This window comes from Mesorhizobium escarrei, from assembly GCF_935825525.1.
Taxonomy (GTDB): domain Bacteria; phylum Pseudomonadota; class Alphaproteobacteria; order Rhizobiales; family Rhizobiaceae; genus Mesorhizobium; species Mesorhizobium escarrei.
On sequence record NZ_CAKXZT010000160.1, the window covers coordinates 1 to 17876 of the forward strand.

Genomic DNA, 17876 nt, shown 5'->3' on the forward strand with positions numbered 1-17876 from the left:
AACGGCTTCAGCTACGCGCTTACAAAAGATCGGCGTCGGGGGACACTTCTCCACGAGCGTGCGCATCATGTCGTCAGTCATCGGTGGTTGGTGTCAGCAACCCGACCCTTACCGGAGAACATCGATGACCACCGCTCCGCCGCCCCGCTCACTACGGCGCTGTTGAGGGCGCTCGCGAGCGGCTTCGCTACCGCCGAACTACACCACCTGTGGGGAGTACGTCATGACAAGCTGATGATTGCCTGTGGGTGCAAGTCCCATCCGGCCAAAGCCGTAGCGGGCAAGCCAGGACCGAGTCTTGCGGGTCGCATATTGCGCACAAGTGATTGCCTAAGGAAGTCACTTCACCACCACCGCCTGCAGGTTTGACGGCAACATCGAGTCGATTCGACTTCGCTCATCCAGGAATTGACGCGTTTCGTACTGTCTCACCACAAAGACGTCCAAGAACCTGATGGTATGAAACAATAGCTCAATAAAAGGCCGGGCGAGCGGGAAAATATCACATTGCAAGTGAATGCGCTGGATCAGAATTCCGATCGTTTCAAAGGGCTGGCTCGCGCCGCGGAGCATATCGAACCGCGTCCAATCCTTAAACAGCAGCTTGAAGCCATAGGGGGTGAAATGGAAAAAGTTGTCCGGGCATTCATGGAATGAAAACACCGCGCTCGCGGAAATGATAAGACGACCGCCAGGCTTTAGAATGCGCCTCATATCCGCGATGATGCGTCCGGGATCGGGTATGTGTTCGAGAAGGCCCGTGCAGACGATGAGGGGATAGCTCTCCGAAGGGATCTTGCTCAAATCCCGGTAGTACAAATCGACATGCATGTCCGCCGGTTTATCGAGTCGCTTCGTGACCGTGAACGCGTTGGGGAAATAGGGCTTGTAGTCGACGTCTTCCGAGTGGATCACCAACGTCCGCTCTGGGGTCGCAAATTCGCGGCATAGTCGGTCGAGATTCTTGGTCGATAACTTCGTCTTGGTGAACGTGAAGCGGTAGAGACGTCTGCGGACCCGTTTCCACAAAGTCGGCGGCTGCACAGCAGGTTTCTGCACCCCGGCTGTATGCTGTACGTCGGACACCATCAGCCCTCCGTTACCGCATACACTATAAAATTTGCACGAAAAAGTGCCAATGTGAGCGGCTCGGAAAGGGCCGGCCCAGGTGCGGGCGCACACACGGCGCTCGTCAGGACGCGGCCTGGCGGCCGGTCCGTGCCGGCGCAGGCCCGCCCCTGCGCTAGCCGCACAGGCACATGCGGAGAACAAGGCGTTGCATTCCGGCTCGGATGAAAACAACATCGCACAGGAACTGGTTCGGACTGGGCAATCCGGAAATTTTCCACCGCCAGCGAGCGGCTGTCGCCTGCCAATCGCATCGAACTACATTGAGTGCCTATGTGACCCTGCCGCTGTTGGCGGCTTCTGCAACGGGCGTCAGTTTCTTTCTTGATCTGTCCGCCCGGGGCGCCTGGCGCATACTGTTGGGCCTCGTTCTCCGGTGGACATCGACCTTGATCAGGACGATCTCGTGGCTCCAGTCGACGCCTCAGTGGTGCATGCCGCATGGAGACGAACCCCAAATCCTGTTGTACCCCTTCTCCTTCTTGTGGGTCATGGCACACGCCGCTCCACAAGGAGGGGTTATCCCAACGGCAGTCGGTCAGATTTTGAATTTAAAGATTTCAGAGACATGTCGCTGTTACCGCGGGCACAGCGGAGTGACTATTTTGTGGTAGCCTTACGTGCCCAATCCTTCTGTCCCTAGAGCGTTTGAGCGAGATCGGACTGGAATCGGGCTCGTTCGAAGAGGCAGTCAAGGCAACGAGATGCACGTAGGCGAGCAGCTGACTCGTATGCCAAATTTTTGATGAGCACCTGACATATTTGGGGCGATCATGCTAGCATCCAAAGGAGGCGTGCCTGGGATTCAAACAGCGTTACAACCGACCATATGGTGCCGGTTCCCGTAATTCGAGTCACGCTTTGCAACTTGGCCGCGGAGAGCTGCCTCGCCATATGAATTCCCTTCTGGATGTTATGACAACCGAGTTGACGTGCCAAGTCTGCGTCATTGGTTCCGGACCCGCTGGAGCGCTCGTTGCCCTCCCCCTCGCCGAGCGAGGGATGGATGTGCTCCTGGTGGAGGCGGGAAACCTCGATCCGACACCACTTTCATCCGCGCCCCTAGCGCAACTCGACGTAGATGGCGCCGTGGATCTGTCTTACGCCCAAGCGTTGCAACTCGGTGGATCTTCAAACCTTTGGGCGGGTCGCGTCGCGAGAATGGAAGAGGCAGATTTCGTAGAAAGGCCGGACATTGGCGCACCAGCTTGGCCATTTCAGCTTTCCGAACTTTCTCCCTACTACGAGCGTGCGTTGGACATCTTGTGTATGCCCAGGACCGAACACGACAACGAATTGCCACCCATGCCTGGCAGTTGGAAGACATTCGCGGCGAGCGATCAGGTCGACATAAAATATCTGATGTGGTCGCGACCGGCCTTCAAAGTCGCCGAGTTCGTGACAAGGTCCGATGGAAATCTAGCCAATCTACGGGTTCTGACTGACGCTCCCGTGTTCGACGTCACACCCAATGGAGATCGGCGGACCATCGAAAGCATCACTGTCGGTCGCCGGCAAAACCACAAAACAATCAAAGCCCAGGTGTTTGTTCTCGCCGCCGGTGGGATCGAAACCACTCGGCTCTTGCTAGACTATGCGCGCCGTCACTGGAGGGATGAAGAAGGGGCAATCGGTCGATATTTCTCGACACATCCCAAGGCGGACTTGGCCGTCCTATGGCTTAAACAACCGGTCAGTGCGGAGCATCCGTTGTTTCGCGAAACTATGAGCAATGGGGTGCAGGTACGAGCGGGTGTCGGACTCTCCACAGCGACGCAAATCTCCATCGGCACATTGAATCATTGCGCCCGTCTCTACCCCCTCGCCGAATACAAGGCCGAAAAGGTCTTCGAGACGATGAAGAGCGCCGCATTCCGGGGCGCGCCGATCGTGAATCGAAGCGCCAGGTTACGACGTCTTCTGCTCGCCGCGGGCAAGGCAGCGTTTGACCGCCTAGGGCAGGCTGCACGATTGCAGGGCAGAGCACATGCCTTCGTGGTCCGTTTGAACTTGGATCAGCATTCGAACGCCGAGAACAGGCTGATTCTTTCCAAGGACTGCGATCACGAAGGGCGCCAGCTCCTCGACCTGAGATGGCGATATGATCAAGCGGATCGTAGGTCGGTTGTGACCTTTCTCGATATGTTGGATCGCTTCCTCCGTACGCACGATGTTGGTCACCTCGATCACTCTTACCTTCGCAATTCGGATTCCTGGCCCCTCACCGCTGTTCACTCGCATTTCCTTGGCACTACGAGGATGAGTACCGATCCCCGCCACGGAGTCGTCGACCAGAACTGCCGTGTTCACCGGTTGCACAATTTGTTTGTCGCCGGACCCTCCGTCTTTCCGCGATACGGCAATGCCAATCCGTTCCTGACGATCGCCGCTCTTTCGCTTCGATTGAGCGATCATTTGACCTCTGTGTTGGACTGAGAGTGAGATCCGTGCGGATAATGTACCTAACCGCAACGCCTATGCCGGGACCGCAGGCGCATACCGTCAATATCGCCAAGATGTGCAGCGCGTTCTCCGCTTCAGGTGCGGATGTGACCCTCATTGTCTCAGGCCGACCCCGTCGACGCATGCGAGACGAATTGGCAGAGCACTACGGGCTGGAGCACGGCTTCAGAGTGTGGACCATAGGGCTTCGGCAGCCCAACTGCAGTTGGGTTATTTTGTTTGGGATTATGTTGGCGCGGCTTCTTCGCATTGGCCTCGTCTATACAAGAGAGCCGCGCTTCGCGTTGTGGCTTGCACGTGCCGGATTCCCCACCGCGCTGGAATTGCATCACGACCATCTCTCGTTTGCGCCGAGGTCCAAGGCCGCGTTTGCGGCCCTGACGCAGAATCCACGCCTAAGAGGTTTGGTCACCATTTCTCAAGCAATCGCCGACGCGATCCTCAAGGATTTTCCCTCTCTCGAATCCAAGATCATTGTGGCTGCTGACGGCGCCGACGCGGAGATCTCTCCTTCCGAACCGATCGAGGCGCCGTCGCGTTCAAAGCTCTCGGTCGGATATGTCGGACACCTCTACCCCGGCAAAGGCATGGAGATTATCGCCGATTTGGCACCCCTATGTCCGTGGGCACATTTCGACATTGTGGGTGGGCGCCTGGAAGATGTTCAGCATTGGAAGGAGCGGACGGCGACACTCCCCAATCTGATTTTGCATGGACCCGTGCCTCACGCTGCTGTTCCTGCCAAGCTTGCTCACTTTGATGTCGTCCTGGCTCCATACAAGCGGTCCGTGATTGGGTCTAACGGTCGCTTGGATTTAGCGTCATGGATGTCTCCGCTGAAAATATTCGAGTACATGGCCTCGGAGAAAGCTATCATTGCTTCGGATCTACCTGTCTTGCGCGAAGTCCTGACCGACGGCGTTACCGCACTGCTCTGCGATCCTGATGATGTCCGATCCTGGGCAGCAGCGCTTGAGCGCCTTGCTCACGATCCCGCAGAACGACGACGCCTGGGGCGTTCCGCGCGCGAACTCCTGCTATCGGGCTATACGTGGAAAAAGCGTGCGGATAGGATCCTAGTCTCCCTGGGCATGGTAGCAACGCAAATGCCACCGAAAGGAAATTAGTTTTCCTGGGAAGTGGCATCTTTCCAATGGAATGTTCTAAGGGTAATATTGTCTCACCGGAGCGTTTAGTAATCCTGTAAAGAATTGTTCAAATAATATGCGATAGCCCTGCGGAGAGGGCGGTGTATAGGTCTCGTCGTATCCCGCAGGAAGAAGCATGATGCCAGGCTTCCCATCTAGTGTTGTGTCTCTGACAGTGGATTCTCAATTGTGGTGAAGTGTGCGAGTCTTGCCGCATGGGCAAGATCGAACGCATTGAGGTTCCCGACATCGACCGGGCGAGACTTGAGGGATTGGTTCGTGATCGCAACACGCCACAGAAGGTGGTGTGGCGCGCACGGATCGTGCTGTTGATAGGTGAGGGCCTTCGCGCGCTGCCGGTTGCTGAGACGGTGGGGCAAGAGCGTGCTGACCGTGCGGCGCTGGCGCCGGCGCTATCGTGACAAGGGCGTTGAGGGCCTGTTGAAGGTTGAAGGACGCCACGCGCCCGCCGCGTAGGAGGCCGCTGTCGGCCGAGACGGTGAAGAATGTGGTAGACATGACGCTCAACACCAAGCCGGCTGGTGCCATGCATTGGAGCGTGCGCACAATGGCAAAGGCGTCGGGCATCTCGCGGCGGCGGTGCAGCGGATCTGGAAGGCGCACGGCCTCAAGCCGCGTCTGACGCGCCGTTTTCAAACTCTCCCGCGATCCTAAATTCGCCGACAAGGTTGCCGACGTGGTTGGCCTCTACCTCAATCCGCCCGACAAGGCGTTGGTGCTGTGCGTCGACGAGAAGAGCCAGATCCAGGCGCTCGATCGCACGCACCCACGCTTGCCGATGAAGAAGGGACGCGCCGGAACCATGACGCACGACTACAAGCGCAATGGCACAACGACCCTGTTCGCCGCCTTGGAGGTCAAGACCGGCAAGGTGATCGGCGAGTGCCTGCCGCGGCATCGAGCGAAGGAGTTTCTGCGCTTCCTTAGGATCATTGAGCGCAACACATCCAAGCATTTCGATCTTCATCTGATCATGGACAATTACGCCACCCACAAGACCGAGGCCGTGCAGACCTGGTTGAAAAGCATCCGCGCGTTCATTTCCACTTTACGTCCACATCCGCCTCGTGGCTCAACCAGGTCGAGCGCTTCTTCGCCGAAATCACCGATAAGAGCATCCGCCGCGGCGTCTTCAGAAGCGTCTCCGAACTGCAGCAGGCCATCATGAACTACCTCGAAGCACTCAATGCCGAGCCCAAACCGTTCGTATAAACAGCCCCCGCCGGCAAAATCCTCGAAAAAGTCGCTCGTGCAAAACAAGCGTTAGAATCACAACACTAGGACAGCATCGCGGGTTCCGCTTACTTGTGAGACAGCGGGCGGAACGATGAGGCCGTCGGCTCGAGCACGGCGAAGTCTTTCACCGCCCGCTGGCATTGATACATCCAACAAGTTCTGTTTCCGGGAAAAAGAATATGCTAAAAGGATATCGCGCCGCGAGGGGGCTGTGATGCGTTATCTCCTCACATTCGCGATACTGAGCCTCTTCCTGCCAATCAGGCTCGAGACGGGTCTTGTATTGCTGCGTCCGTTCGAGCTGATCGCATTGCTGATGCTCTTTTTTGGCCTTGCGACGGGGCGTTGGCGAAATTTGGCTTTTTCAGCCGGTTTTCTACTGCTCCTGCCCTTCTTGGGCTGGCACATGGTCTCGGCCTTCAGCGTGGACGCAGAGAATGGCCTGCGCGAGCTGTTGCAGATGTCCGCTGTGGGCGCCTTTGCGTTCGCCTTGGCACAGGAGGCCAGCCGGGTCGACACGCACAAGGCCGTCAACATCTTGCTTTTCGGCATGGTGCTGATCCTCGCCTATACGATCATCTGGCATGTCGCCCATGGCTACTCGGTCGGATGGAAGCATCTGGCCGATCCGAGGCTCGCGTTCACCTTCCTTCCAATTGCGCTCGCGGGGCTCCTCCTCTTCGTCAACCGGGGCAAGCGGCGCACCCTTTGGTTTGTATGGGCGGGGATACTTCCCCTGCTCGTGCTATCTGGGGAACGCAAGGCGTTTTTGATCTATCTCTTTCTGACCGCTGCGCTTCTGATGCGCGGACGGCTCGCTGCGATGATACCAGCGATCGCCGCCGGCTTCGTGGCACTTTTCGTGCTGTCGACCACGATAGGCAACGCCTATGTCGAAAAGCAATTGCAAACCATCCTCAATCCGCTGAGCATGGGGCAACACGAATATTTGGCCGCGACGGGGAAATATGCCCCTGGTGACACGCCGAGCAATGTCCAGCGCGCGTTTGCCTTCACTCTGTCCAAACAGCTTATCTCCGAACGTCCATCAGTGGGCGTGGGCACGAACAAATTCAAGAATATTATCGATACGGAGTTCAGTGGACTTCCTGACGAGTTGCGGCTGGGGATACATGGCGAGTTTCAACGTATCCTCACCGAGAACGGCATCATTGGGCTCAGCCTCTATGTTCTCATATGGATTGCTGCATGGTTTCGCTTAAGCCGTACTCTAAGCTGGGCGCTTTCTCACGGATTGATCGGAGCGGCCCAGGCACGGCTTCTGCCCCTCGTGCTCCTTTTTCCTTGTGCCTTTTACGTTGGAACAGAAGCCTCGGGCACACGAGCTTTCGTCACGCTGAGTCTTGTCTCGCTCCTGCCTGAATTGACGCGGCACGGGCTTTGCCTACCATTGCAGAGGATGCGGAGGAGCCACCCCAGGGGCATGAGACGTCCTCGATTTCTAGCGAGCCCATTGCCAGGAAACACGAGATGAGTGTTTCGGTTATCATGACATGCCACAATGAAGAACGCTTCATCGTGCAGGCAGTGGAAAGTGTGATTAATCAGACCGCGTCGAGCCACATCAAAGAGATCATCATTGTCAATGATGGCTCGAAGGACGGCTCGTCGGAAGTGATTGCGTCGCTGGCCGATCGGGAGCCGCGTGTACATGTCCTGACGACGGCGGGTGTCGGGCCTTCATCGGCGAGGAATCTTGCCATCAGACATGCTACCGGTGATTTTATTGCATTTCTCGACGGCGATGACTTCTGGGCTGAGGACAAGCTTGAGCGCCAATTGGCCGTCTTTGGCAATGGCTGCAAGGCAGGTCTTGTCTATGGTGATTTTGTCGATTTTTCCGCTCCGGATCTGTCCGACGCTCTACACGTCGCCGTGCGCCGCTATGGCGCGGACCAATGCGATACGCTGCCGACATATTTTCTGCTTGATGGGCCGATTATTCCTTCCAGTATGGTTATGCGGCGGGAGATGGTCGAAGATATCGGGGTATTCAACGAGGCATTCAGGGCTGGAGAGGATACAGAGTTTTGTCTGCGCGCAGCCGAGCGTTGGACATTTCAACATGTGGCCGGAGCACTCGTCTATAAACGGCGCCATGGCTCGAACATAACCCGCAGACTCGACGCGCTTCTGCCGGTAGGCGAAGGCCTCACGCGAGAATGGGCTATGCGACGGCGGGAACTTGCGCACCTCGCGCGGCGGCGCAACGCGCGTTTGTACGCAAAGGCGGGCAATGATTGCGTGGCTCAAAGCGAAATGAAACGCGGAGCGCGCTTGCTCATTCGCGCGATGTGGCACGATCCATTGTCATGGCGGGTGTACGTTTACTTTTTTCTTTGCGCCCTGCCGAGGGGCATGGATCCGCAGGTGCGCCGTGCAGCCAAGCTATTGTTCTACCGCGCCTTGCGCAAAGACTTTGCTGACGGCTCTTAATGATACTGGCGGAATGGCGAGAGTTCGAGCATCTCATGCGGCAGCCCGGGAATCCTTCCGTAGCGATTATTCTGTACCGCGACGGCAGGACCATAACGGAGGCGAAATCAGAGCTCTCCGATGCGCAAACGACCGATTATCCGGTTGTGCATGGTCAGCCCGCACTGATCGATTTCTTTTGCAGTCTCGTGCGTCCCGATGTTCTGACGGCAAGTGGCATCTCACCCATAAAGAGGCGGGGCCGTTCGACAATTGCATTCGACATCTACCATCCGCACACACGCATTTCATCGCGGAGGCGGTCCTCGAGCATGTGATTAACCCGGAACAGGTCGTTTCAGAGATAAGACACCGTTCATGCAACAAGTGCATGAGGGGGCTTATGATTTCACGCGTTTCACTGAGCTAGGACATCGTTGGCTGTTCCGGAGATTCGAGACGATCAGTCGCGGAGCGCTCGTGGACCTGGCTTGTCACTCTACTGGGCGGCGAAATATTTTTCGTACGTGGCCTTACCAGGAGCCGGTGGCTTGGTGACGTCTTTGGTTTTCCCTTCGCGCTCTCCGGTTGATGACGATACCGGGCGGACTTCCGTGGTTGCTTCAACAATCCTTTCATCGTTTGTCGATATTCATTGGTTCCCGACTCCGGAAAAGCTGAGCAGCTACTTTGGCCTCGGGCTCAGCCCTATTTCAGCTCCGGAAACGTCGCGCCTGCACAGGTTGCCCAGTCGAAGGTGCGTGCCCGTGATTTGGCAAGAGCACCGTCGCGCTCACGCAGTTCTGCATTGGCCACATAGGTTGCTATCGCGCGGGCCATCGCGTTCACGTCCTCCGGGGGCACCAGCACACCAGTGGAGCCCATGACCTCGGGTATGCCGCCGACGGCCGTCGCTATCGAAGGACATCCTTGCGCACCGGCCTCAACCAACACTAGCCCGAAGCCCTCGATCTTTCCCTGTAGCTCTCGTGCGAACAATGTGTGGCACGCCGCACGGCGGTATAAGCGCTTTAAGTCGTCGTCGGACAGCCTACCGGTAGCGATCACTGGAACACGAGCTCGTGCCGCTTCATCCAATATCTTTGAGGCATAGGCCTGATCTTCGGCCCGTCCAGCCATCACAAAGATCGGATTGTCTAATCCGTATTCATCGCGAGCGCTCGCGATAGCCCGGACGATTTCCAACTGGCCCTTCCGAGGCTCGATACGTCCGACTGCGCAAATGACGCTTGCAGCTTGTGGTACAGCTGCAAGTTGCGGGTGTTCAAAATTCCCATGGATTGGCTGAAACCACATGGGATCCACGCCGAGATACGTGACGACACCCTTCCGGGGCATTCCAAAACTTTCGGAAAAGATCCGCAGCGTCGCATGTGAGTTGGCGAAAACGACCTCTGCTCCTTCGTAGGCGCGGCGTACAAACCGAAAAAGGATGGAATCGGTCCTGAATTTGCTGACTTCGCTGCCATGAATCATCGCTCGATACCCTCTGCGATGGAACGGTCGTAGCACAAATGTCACAAGTACACTGCGTATGTCGGCGGCCAAAAACAACCTGTCCTTAGGAACGTTGCGCAGAATAGAAAGCGCCCGCAGCGCCCCGAATGGAGAAATTTGATGATGCCGCAGAATGCGATGGGTATCCGGCTCCTGGGGAACGGCAGGAAGGTCAGGATAGGCAGGCGCTATGACGGTCGCAGCGTGGCCGCCAGCACGAACGATGTCGACCAACCGTCCGGCGTATGTTCCGATGCCACCAGGAAATGGATGATATTCGTACGTCATCAGGATGATGCCGTGCGGAGGCTGAGATATCATGGGTCAAGAACTCCCAACGCCGCCCGCCTCGCCTTTAGCCGATATGAGGGGATACTGTAGGCGGCCTGCCTGTTCCACAACTAGGCCTGGTAATACTGACCATAACGTTCATTGTAAAATTCGGCACTGCCAAACTTTTGATACCGCTTGATTCTTTTGATATCGACCTTGTTGAGCAGAACGCCGATGCATTTATCCGCCAGGATCGGGTTGTTGTCGAGGATTTCGCGCACGAATGTACGAGCGGTCACACCCCATTCAACAACCAGAAGAAGTCCGTCGAGGTGCTGGACAAAGGACCTCACGTCAGCGACTGGAGCCAACGGGGGCAAATCGACGACTACATAATTGAACATAGGGCCCACCTTGAGCAGAAAGTCGCCCATTTTCTCGATAGGCTGCACGGTGTTTGCGAGCTTTTGTTGGCTCTGGTTCACGCCGGGCATGAACCTCAATGGCAATGACTGATGGGCCAGCAAATCTCTCGGATTGAATTCTCCAGCCAACAAATTGGCCAGCCCTCGTTCCCAGCCGTTGGCTAACATAGGGGACAAGCCCGGATTGTGGATATCGGCATCGATCAACAACGTCTTACAACGCTGCATAGCAAGAACCATCGCTAAATTAGCAGCGACCAGAGACTTCCCTTCTCCCGGGAGGCAAGAAACGATCCCGAGCGCCTTGGTGCTCTTCCTTGGTAACTCGACGTCAACAGCGACTTTCACCGTTCGCATCGTTTCAGCGAATTCCGAGCGCGGATGTTGCTCTACCCAGTTGAAAGCGCTGTTCCCCACCTCGATGAATGACGGCTCTCCGGCAGCACGATCGTGCTTGTTTCGGCGAATTGGCTTCCCGTCCAGCAAAGGGATCATTCCGAGCGTCTGAAGTCCGAGCTCATCGCGCACTTGAGCCGTCGTGCGGAAAAAGCGCTCACGGTACTCCCGAATTCCGCCCACACCGGCGCCAACCATGCCAGCGAGCACGACGCAGAACGCCAACGTAAGACTGCGGTTCGGAGAACTCGGTCTGCTGGGGTATGGTGCCTCCGAGATAGTCCGCGCCTCCGTCAACGCCATCGAAAGGTTCTGCAGGCTTGCTTGGTACTGCTGCAGAACCTGTTCATATTGCGACTTGAGAGAGGACGCCTCAAGTTCGAGCTGGCGCAAGGTAACCAGCGTTTCCTTGGTCAGCGTATTGTCTGTTCGGAACCTGTGGATTGCGAGCTCGGCATCAACCGATCGCTTCCGCACCGTCTCGAGCTCTTCCGCCAGTGCGCTGCGAGCTCGGATAATCGACTCGTCTTTGGCTCCGACTTGGTCAGAGATATAGATTTCTGCATACTTACTGGCTATTTTTTGCGCCATTTCGGCGCTAGGCGACCGAAATTGGACTTGCAGAATGTAAGAAACCCCTACACGAGCTACCGTTATATTCTCAGCCAGAATGCCAAATGCCTGCCATCGAGGATCGGATCCTCGCGCGGCACTCGATTTCACGGGCGCTCCGCTTGCTTCGGAACTGCCGATGAATGGCCATCGAGCGACCGATCCTGTGAAACTGTTGAGCAATGAATATGGCGCTGACAAGAAAGAGCGATCGGTAGCAAGACCGAGGCTGTCAACGACCTTTAGCCCGATGCGGTCGGAAAGCAACAATTCGACCTGACTCAGCATCATCGGGTCAAGCTCTGCGGAGCTTCCGCTCTCTGTTAACTTCGTGACGACGGATGGCTGGTTCTTGTCGATCAGGATTCTGGCCGTCGACTCGTACAAGGGCACCTCGGCCCAAAGATACGCTAGCCCCAGCACAAGTCCTGCGAGCGCGCATGTAAGGACGAACCTCAACTGCCGTCGCGCTGCCGCCACGAGTGTTTCGAGATCAATCGTTCCCCACTGACGATCGCCGAATGTGAAGGCAGAATCCGGGTGCTTTTCAACTTCGCGGAGCATAAGCCTTCAAACCCGTGGAATGAGACTGGCAGCGCATTGGTAGTGACAGACACCATACCACATTATCTGGCTAAATGTCTGCAAATTCAGTAACGACGCCGCGGAGCCCAGCACGCCGCTCGGGGCAGGCATCAGCCCGCTCTTCGCCAAAGGCGCAACTCCTGACCTCGATGCAACAAACGAAACCTCACGCGGCCCAAGCTCCGACTGCCGCAATTCCGCTGCATGTCGTAAGCTCCAATTGAAGGAAGAAATTGAGTCGTATTGGCAAATGGCAAAACATCTGAGCAAGAGATTCCGGGCTCCGGTTGAGCCTGTCCTGCGGGAAACTGGAATGGCTCGTCGATCACAGACGCGCGATAACGATCACCGCAAGGGTCCTGCGCGCATCTGGCGCCTCGCGGAAAGCCTCTCCGCTGCCCGAATGAGACAGGTTGCAGTCACATTTTGTTTCGTGGTGTGGGGAGTCATCTTGCTGATCGTCCTGCTCTAGCAGCCAGAGCCCTATGAAGGCGGAGAGTGGCCCGCCTCACTTACTAAGTGGCTCGGCAGTTGCTCCCTTTCGGACTCATCGCGCGATGTGTGACTTCGGAGGCACCGATTCTTTGGAGACCGAGGGAGTCACCGATTGTTTGGAGACCGAGCGCCACACTAGCAGCATGACTGCAACAAAGTACCCAATCTGTATCAAGATCCCACAAATTAACGTTTGGACAAACGTGCCCCAGAGGGAGTCGGTGAGCAAATATATACTGATGGCGAATGCCAACAGTACTATGATAAGGCCTCGCAAAAAAAGCAAGAAGGACATCGCCTCCCACTCGCAGCCGCTGGTGTGACGCGCTTCTTGGCTATCCAGGCCTCAGCGCGTTAACCATCATATCATATCGGAACGGGTCAGAGCGACCAATATATTAGCAGGTGCGAATAAAGACGCCCCAACCTTTGCCCGGGCGTAAATTCGCCTCAAAGGAATGGCATTGTGAGAAAGGTCTGCGTCGATGTCATCCTCAAGCATTGCGGGGTGATCGCGAATGTTGAATAGATCGGTGCGCTGGATGCGGGCAGGCAGCTGCGCTGCGCTTGCATGCATGTTTCTGTTGTTCGCAAACACGAATCTGTCGAATGGCCTTGCCCTAGCAGAGGAGCACAATGTCGGCGAGTACCGTCTGCAGACTGGCGACGTGATCGGCTTCGCTGTCATAGGCTATCCCGAGATGCAAAAGCGAGCTGTGATCGACCAAAGCGGTGTAATTGTGTTGCCGGCCCTAGGCCCCCTAAAGGTTCTCGGGAAGACAATAGAGGATGTTCGCAAGGAGGTAATCGAGGTTTTAAAACCAAAATCCCTTCCGCAACGATCCGCCGACGGCACTGAGACTTGGACTGGTTTTTACCCGGATCAGATTATTGTTGATATTGAGGAATACCGACCCGTCTATATTGACGGGGACATTGCCTCTCCTGGGATTCAGCCCTTCAGACCAGGCATGACTGTCCGACAAGCTGTGGCGGCTGGCGGCGGTTACCAGCTCGGTCGCGGTGAGCTTCAAAACCCTGAAATGACAGCAGCGGACCTTGGCGGCCGCCTCCACATTCTGCGTATCAGGTACCAGGAAAGCGAAATCAAGGCTGCTCGCATAGAGGCGCAGCTGGGCGGCGCCAGAGCGATTGAGGTTCCGGACGCAGAACGTGACCCGAGCCTCGAACCTCGTCGCGACGAAGCTTTGCAGCAGGAGGGGAAGCATCTTGAAGCTGTCTATGCGGATCAGGAGAAGGAGCGCGCTTCGATTAAGTTGGCCACAACCAAGGCGGCGGAACGAATGGGCTACCTGAAGGAGCAGCAGAAGGCGGATCAAGCGGGCGCAGCCGCAGATGCCGTGGAACTTGATCGCCTCAAGAAGCTCTTCGAAAAAGGTCTGATCCAGATCACGAGGGTCAACGATGCTCAACGCGCAGTGCTCTTGTCAGCGACCCGCGCTTTGCAAACCAACGCTGAGATCGCTCGACTTGAACGCGACCAAGGGGATTTGCAGCGCAGTCTTGATAAGCTTATCGACCAGGGTCGAATCGATCTGTTGGCTAATTTGCAGACTGAACGCGCGGCGATGACGCAAATGCGCGCTGAGATGGATTCAGTGACCAAACAAATCGCCTACGTGATGCAGATGCGCAGCGACCTTGTAGGCGAAGGGGACCGAATTACGATCGGTGTAACCCGCTCCACTGACGGACGGGCAGCGACGACCGAGGCGACTGAAGATACTCTGCTTGCTCCGGGCGACACCATCACAATTACGCTGAAGGTCCCACCAGGAGCGGCGGTCGCGAATTAAACAATTAAATATTGTATAGAGGCGGCGCGTAGTTGCACGTGGTCCTATGGAAATGTGGTCCGGGCCAAGATCGTTCTGGTGGCCGCTCAGAGTCCTGATTGCCGCGTGCGCCGCCAAAGCCTTGGCATCAAGCATCTAGCTTCAACAGCTCCGGCTCGGTACGTCCGAACAGGGACGCGCTCACCTCTCTAGATAAATCTTTTCATAAAGAGGGCGAGACTCGGCGTTTCGCCTCCGTTTCACTCGAATCTTGATCCAGCGAGGAACCAGCCCCCGGCAGCAGACGTTGAGCGTGTGAGGCAGACGTGAAATGGCCGTGCGCGGCTCCAGGACAAAGAGCTTCTTCGACAGGTACCAGGCTGCGGAAGGCCGCCCTTGAATCAAAGCCCTCACGGCAAGCCCATTGATCGTGTCAAGCAGATGGGCATTGAGATCGCTCCCAAATAGCGGATATTTCTCGCGAAACTCGGCTAGGACAATTTCATACGAACGAAACATCTGCATGACATCGCTCGACATGTTGCCGATCGTCCTCCGGTAACCCACAAGATGTTGTGGCACGACACGAAACTCGTAATTCTCCGCTATTCTGAGGCACTTTAGAAGATCTTCGCAGCCTTGTGCGTTCCTCGCCCTCAGGGAAGGATCAAACTGTCCTGCCCGCTCGAATGCGGAGCGACGTACAAGCATCGACTTCCGTTACCGACAAAGTTGTTTCTGCACATGAGTTGCAGCACGCCATCCTCGGCATCGGGCTGTTTGAATGAAAATATCCGACCGTCCTCGTCGATCTCCGCAAACCAGCAATATGCCAGGCCAGCTGACGAGCCTCCTTCCTGCAGGACGCGCAGTTGCAGTGCGATTTGGATGGAGCCCAAAGATCATCCGCGTCCACGAACGCTAGAAACTCCGCATCGGTGGCAGCGGCGCCGCTGTTGCGTGCGTGCGCAACACCCGCGTTCGGCTGCCTGAAAAGGCGTATACGCCGATCTTGCTCGGCATAGGCGGCCACGATAATGTCCAGCGCCTGGTGGCTCTGCTGGCAGATGCTGGTCAGCGTCGGGAGAATGGTTCTCTCGGCATTGAACATGGGCACCACGACGCCTATCACAGTGGCATTGTGCTGGCTCATTTGCCTTCGTCTTCTCTCACGACGTGGTAAAATGGCACATCAGGGCCGGTAGTTCCATCAGATTTCACTACTTTAGCTGATGGGGATTCACCACGGCGGCCGAGCGGCAAGGCAGAGGTCAAACGCGTGGTTCCCGCACGAGGGCAGGGAGATGGTAGCGTGGAACCAGGCTCAAACCTCGGACATGATCTTCACCCAACCTGTGATCCACGAGTGGTGCCGACAACGCTGATCATCGGGGGGCAAGGAGGCAATCGTGCCAGCACCGAGGTCGCGAAAGCGCTCGGCCCTCTCCAAATCTCGGACGCGCCGCAGCCGCTGCCATTGCGAACGCGACGCTCGTTGAATTCCCAGAGCTTGGCCATTCACCACAGATAGAGGCCCCGGCGAGTTCCACTCAGCACTCCTGGAAGCGATAAAGTAGCTTAGCTGGATATTTAGGAACTCCGATTCTATAGGTGAGTGAGGAACTCTCCGAACCGCCCGTCGCGGCATTCCGCTGCCGAAGCCATGCAGCAGTCGCAGCATCGGTGAAACAGGCGTCCACTACTACAACGACGACGCCCCGGTCGAGATCGCCGGCTGCCCACGCGTGCACGCGATTCAGCCGTTCATCGTTCAATCACCGCGATCCAGGACGTTATGGCGACATGGCACCCGGATCTCCAGGGTGGATATCGGCGGCCGCCGCCGATATCGACCAGACGCAAGGCCAAAATTACCTCCGGTCGCATGGCCACCCGCAACTGGAAACGATGGCGGGCGTTGCTGTGACGAACAGGGTATAAGCCTATCTGGCGGCAAGCCTGGTTGAAGAAAGCCCGACGGTCATGAAGCCAATGAACGAAGAGCATCTCGCAGTGCTGCGCAGGCACATGGTCGAGATGATTGCGATCCATACCGACCTTGCAAGCGAAGAACTCGGCAAGGCGGCGCTCGATGAGCGGGTGATGGCAGCGATGCAGCGGGTGCCGCGCCATCTCTTCGTGCCAAGCTCGGTCGCGCCTTATGCCTACCAGGACATGCCGCTGCCGATCGGCTTCGACAAAACCGTCTCGCAGCCGTTCATCGTCGCGCTCATGACCGATCTCCTTGCTCTCCAACCGCACGAGGCGGTGCTCGAGATCGGCACCGGCCTGGGCTACCAAACCGCAATCCTCGCGGAACTCGCCGGGCACGTTTGGAGCGTCGAAATCATCGAGGAATTCGCAAGCCATGCCGAGGCTTTGCTGCAGAGCCTCGGTCTGTCCGATATCAGCATTCGTGTCGGGGACGGGTCTCGCGGCTGGCCCGAGCACGCCCCATTCGACAAGATCCTGGTCAGCGTCGCGGCGGGGCGGGCGCCGCCGGCTTTGCTTGAGCAGCTCAAGCCGGGGGGCCGCCTGGTTCTGCCTGTGGGCCCTGAACAAGGGCAGTTGCTGACGGTCATCGACAAGGATTCGGCAGGACAACTGAAGACCCGCAAAATCATCCCGGTTCGGTTCAGCCGGCTCGAAACGGTCTAACGCCGTCTTACGGCTGCTTCGCGTCCGCCCGCTTGAGCATCGCAAATGCGCGATCGATCCGTTGCAGCGCTGTGGCGTTTGCCAGCAATGCGTACAGGGCGAACCCGCCCGTCAGAATCCAGGGCGAAGCGGCGCCCATGGCGGTCGCCAATCCGTCAGCGACCAACAGCACGCAAATGAACACCAGGCGTTCCATCCGTTCGAAGAAATCCGGCCATGCCTGGTTTTCAATAGGGATTTCGATCGCCGTCCGCGCCTTGGCGTAGCTGGTGAGGAGTCCGCCGGCGAATGCAAGCATGGCGATCGCCCACAGATCGGCGACCCAGCCTATTGCCGCAAATACGGCGAATTCCTGATAACGATCGGCCATGGCGTCGAAATAGCCACCCGCCTTGGTGCTCATATGTCTGCGACGGGCAACCGCCCCGTCGAGCGCGTCGAAGGTGAAGGCAAACGCCAAGCAAAGGCCAAAGGCAAGGCTTGACTGGTGGTACACGTAGGTGGCGCACGACAGGGCGACGAGCACCAGCCCGCCAGATGTGACCTGGTTCGGGGTCATGCCGATCCCGATCAGCGGAGAGGCGGCGCGCTCCCATAGCGGGTCGATGCGACTTTTCATGAGACCGGCGATCATGATGACTGGCTCCTCTGATGATGTCGTTCCGCGAAGTTTAACCGGCAAATTG

General features: G+C 57.0%; 14 protein-coding genes and 1 pseudogene. 7 read left to right on the forward strand and 8 right to left on the reverse strand.

Annotated features, from left to right (window positions below):
• Positions 1–339 precede the first annotated feature (339 nt).
• Positions 340–1089, reverse strand: a complete 750-nt coding sequence (locus tag NMG80_RS29195) for a methyltransferase domain-containing protein (protein WP_254021313.1) — start codon at positions 1087–1089, stop codon at positions 340–342.
• A gap of 954 nt (positions 1090–2043) precedes the next feature.
• Here NMG80_RS29195 and NMG80_RS29200 point away from each other — a divergent pair.
• From NMG80_RS29200 to NMG80_RS29220, 5 genes and pseudogenes are all read left to right on the forward strand, one after another.
• Entirely contained in the window at positions 2044–3564 is a 1521-nt protein-coding gene (locus tag NMG80_RS29200) for a GMC oxidoreductase (RefSeq protein WP_301943404.1), read from the forward strand.
• A 161-nt stretch (positions 3565–3725) separates the two neighbouring features.
• Positions 3726–4718 carry a glycosyltransferase gene (locus NMG80_RS29205; protein ID WP_254021315.1) on the forward strand — a complete coding sequence of 331 codons (993 nt, stop codon included), beginning with the start codon at positions 3726–3728 and terminating at the stop codon, positions 4716–4718.
• A gap of 236 nt (positions 4719–4954) precedes the next feature.
• Positions 4955–6041, forward strand: a pseudogene (locus NMG80_RS29210) (IS630 family transposase).
• A 169-nt stretch (positions 6042–6210) separates the two neighbouring features.
• The gene (locus NMG80_RS29215) at positions 6211–7491 is read left to right on the forward strand and encodes an O-antigen ligase family protein (protein ID WP_254021316.1); all 1281 of its coding nucleotides are present in this window, start codon (positions 6211–6213) and stop codon (positions 7489–7491) included.
• Positions 7488–8453, forward strand: a complete 966-nt coding sequence (locus NMG80_RS29220; RefSeq protein ID WP_254021317.1) for a glycosyltransferase family 2 protein — start codon at positions 7488–7490, stop codon at positions 8451–8453. The genes NMG80_RS29215 and NMG80_RS29220 overlap by 4 nt, the downstream gene beginning before the upstream one ends.
• Before the next feature lie 687 nt (positions 8454–9140).
• Here NMG80_RS29220 and NMG80_RS29225 read toward each other — a convergent pair.
• The 3 genes from NMG80_RS29225 to NMG80_RS29235 form a co-directional block, all read right to left on the reverse strand.
• On the reverse strand, positions 9141–10271 hold the full coding sequence (locus NMG80_RS29225) for a glycosyltransferase family 4 protein (RefSeq protein WP_254021318.1): 1131 nt from the start codon (positions 10269–10271) through the stop codon (positions 9141–9143).
• Positions 10272–10351: 80 nt separating this feature from the next.
• Entirely contained in the window at positions 10352–12220 is a 1869-nt protein-coding gene (locus tag NMG80_RS29230) for a Wzz/FepE/Etk N-terminal domain-containing protein (RefSeq protein ID WP_254021319.1), read from the reverse strand.
• Between the two features lie 568 nt (positions 12221–12788).
• On the reverse strand, positions 12789–13031 hold the full coding sequence (locus NMG80_RS29235) for an exopolysaccharide production repressor protein (protein ID WP_254021320.1): 243 nt from the start codon (positions 13029–13031) through the stop codon (positions 12789–12791).
• A gap of 223 nt (positions 13032–13254) precedes the next feature.
• Between NMG80_RS29235 and NMG80_RS29240 the strand changes: the two genes are divergently transcribed.
• Positions 13255–14553, forward strand: a complete 1299-nt coding sequence (locus NMG80_RS29240) for a polysaccharide biosynthesis/export family protein (protein ID WP_436798715.1) — start codon at positions 13255–13257, stop codon at positions 14551–14553.
• 180 nt (positions 14554–14733) lie between these two features.
• Here the strand turns inward: NMG80_RS29240 and NMG80_RS29245 are convergent, their stop codons facing one another.
• The 3 genes from NMG80_RS29245 to NMG80_RS29255 form a co-directional block, all read right to left on the reverse strand.
• Positions 14734–15072 (reverse strand): hypothetical protein, encoded by a 339-nt coding sequence (locus NMG80_RS29245; protein ID WP_254021322.1) that lies wholly within the window; start codon positions 15070–15072, stop codon positions 14734–14736.
• A gap of 127 nt (positions 15073–15199) precedes the next feature.
• A complete protein-coding gene (locus NMG80_RS29250; protein ID WP_254021323.1) occupies positions 15200–15685 on the reverse strand; it encodes a glycosyltransferase family 2 protein in 486 nt (161 codons plus the stop codon).
• A gap of 611 nt (positions 15686–16296) precedes the next feature.
• Positions 16297–16665, reverse strand: a complete 369-nt coding sequence (locus tag NMG80_RS29255) for a hypothetical protein (protein ID WP_254021449.1) — start codon at positions 16663–16665, stop codon at positions 16297–16299.
• Between NMG80_RS29255 and NMG80_RS29260 the strand changes: the two genes are divergently transcribed.
• Positions 16561–17190, forward strand: a complete 630-nt coding sequence (locus tag NMG80_RS29260) for a protein-L-isoaspartate(D-aspartate) O-methyltransferase (RefSeq protein ID WP_254021435.1) — start codon at positions 16561–16563, stop codon at positions 17188–17190. The two genes, NMG80_RS29255 and NMG80_RS29260, sit on opposite strands and share 105 nt — an antisense overlap.
• Positions 17191–17197: 7 nt before the next feature.
• On the opposite strand, the gene NMG80_RS29265 is transcribed toward NMG80_RS29260, so the two are convergent.
• On the reverse strand, positions 17198–17824 hold the full coding sequence (locus NMG80_RS29265; protein ID WP_254021324.1) for a CDP-alcohol phosphatidyltransferase family protein: 627 nt from the start codon (positions 17822–17824) through the stop codon (positions 17198–17200).
• Positions 17825–17876: the final 52 nt, after the last annotated feature.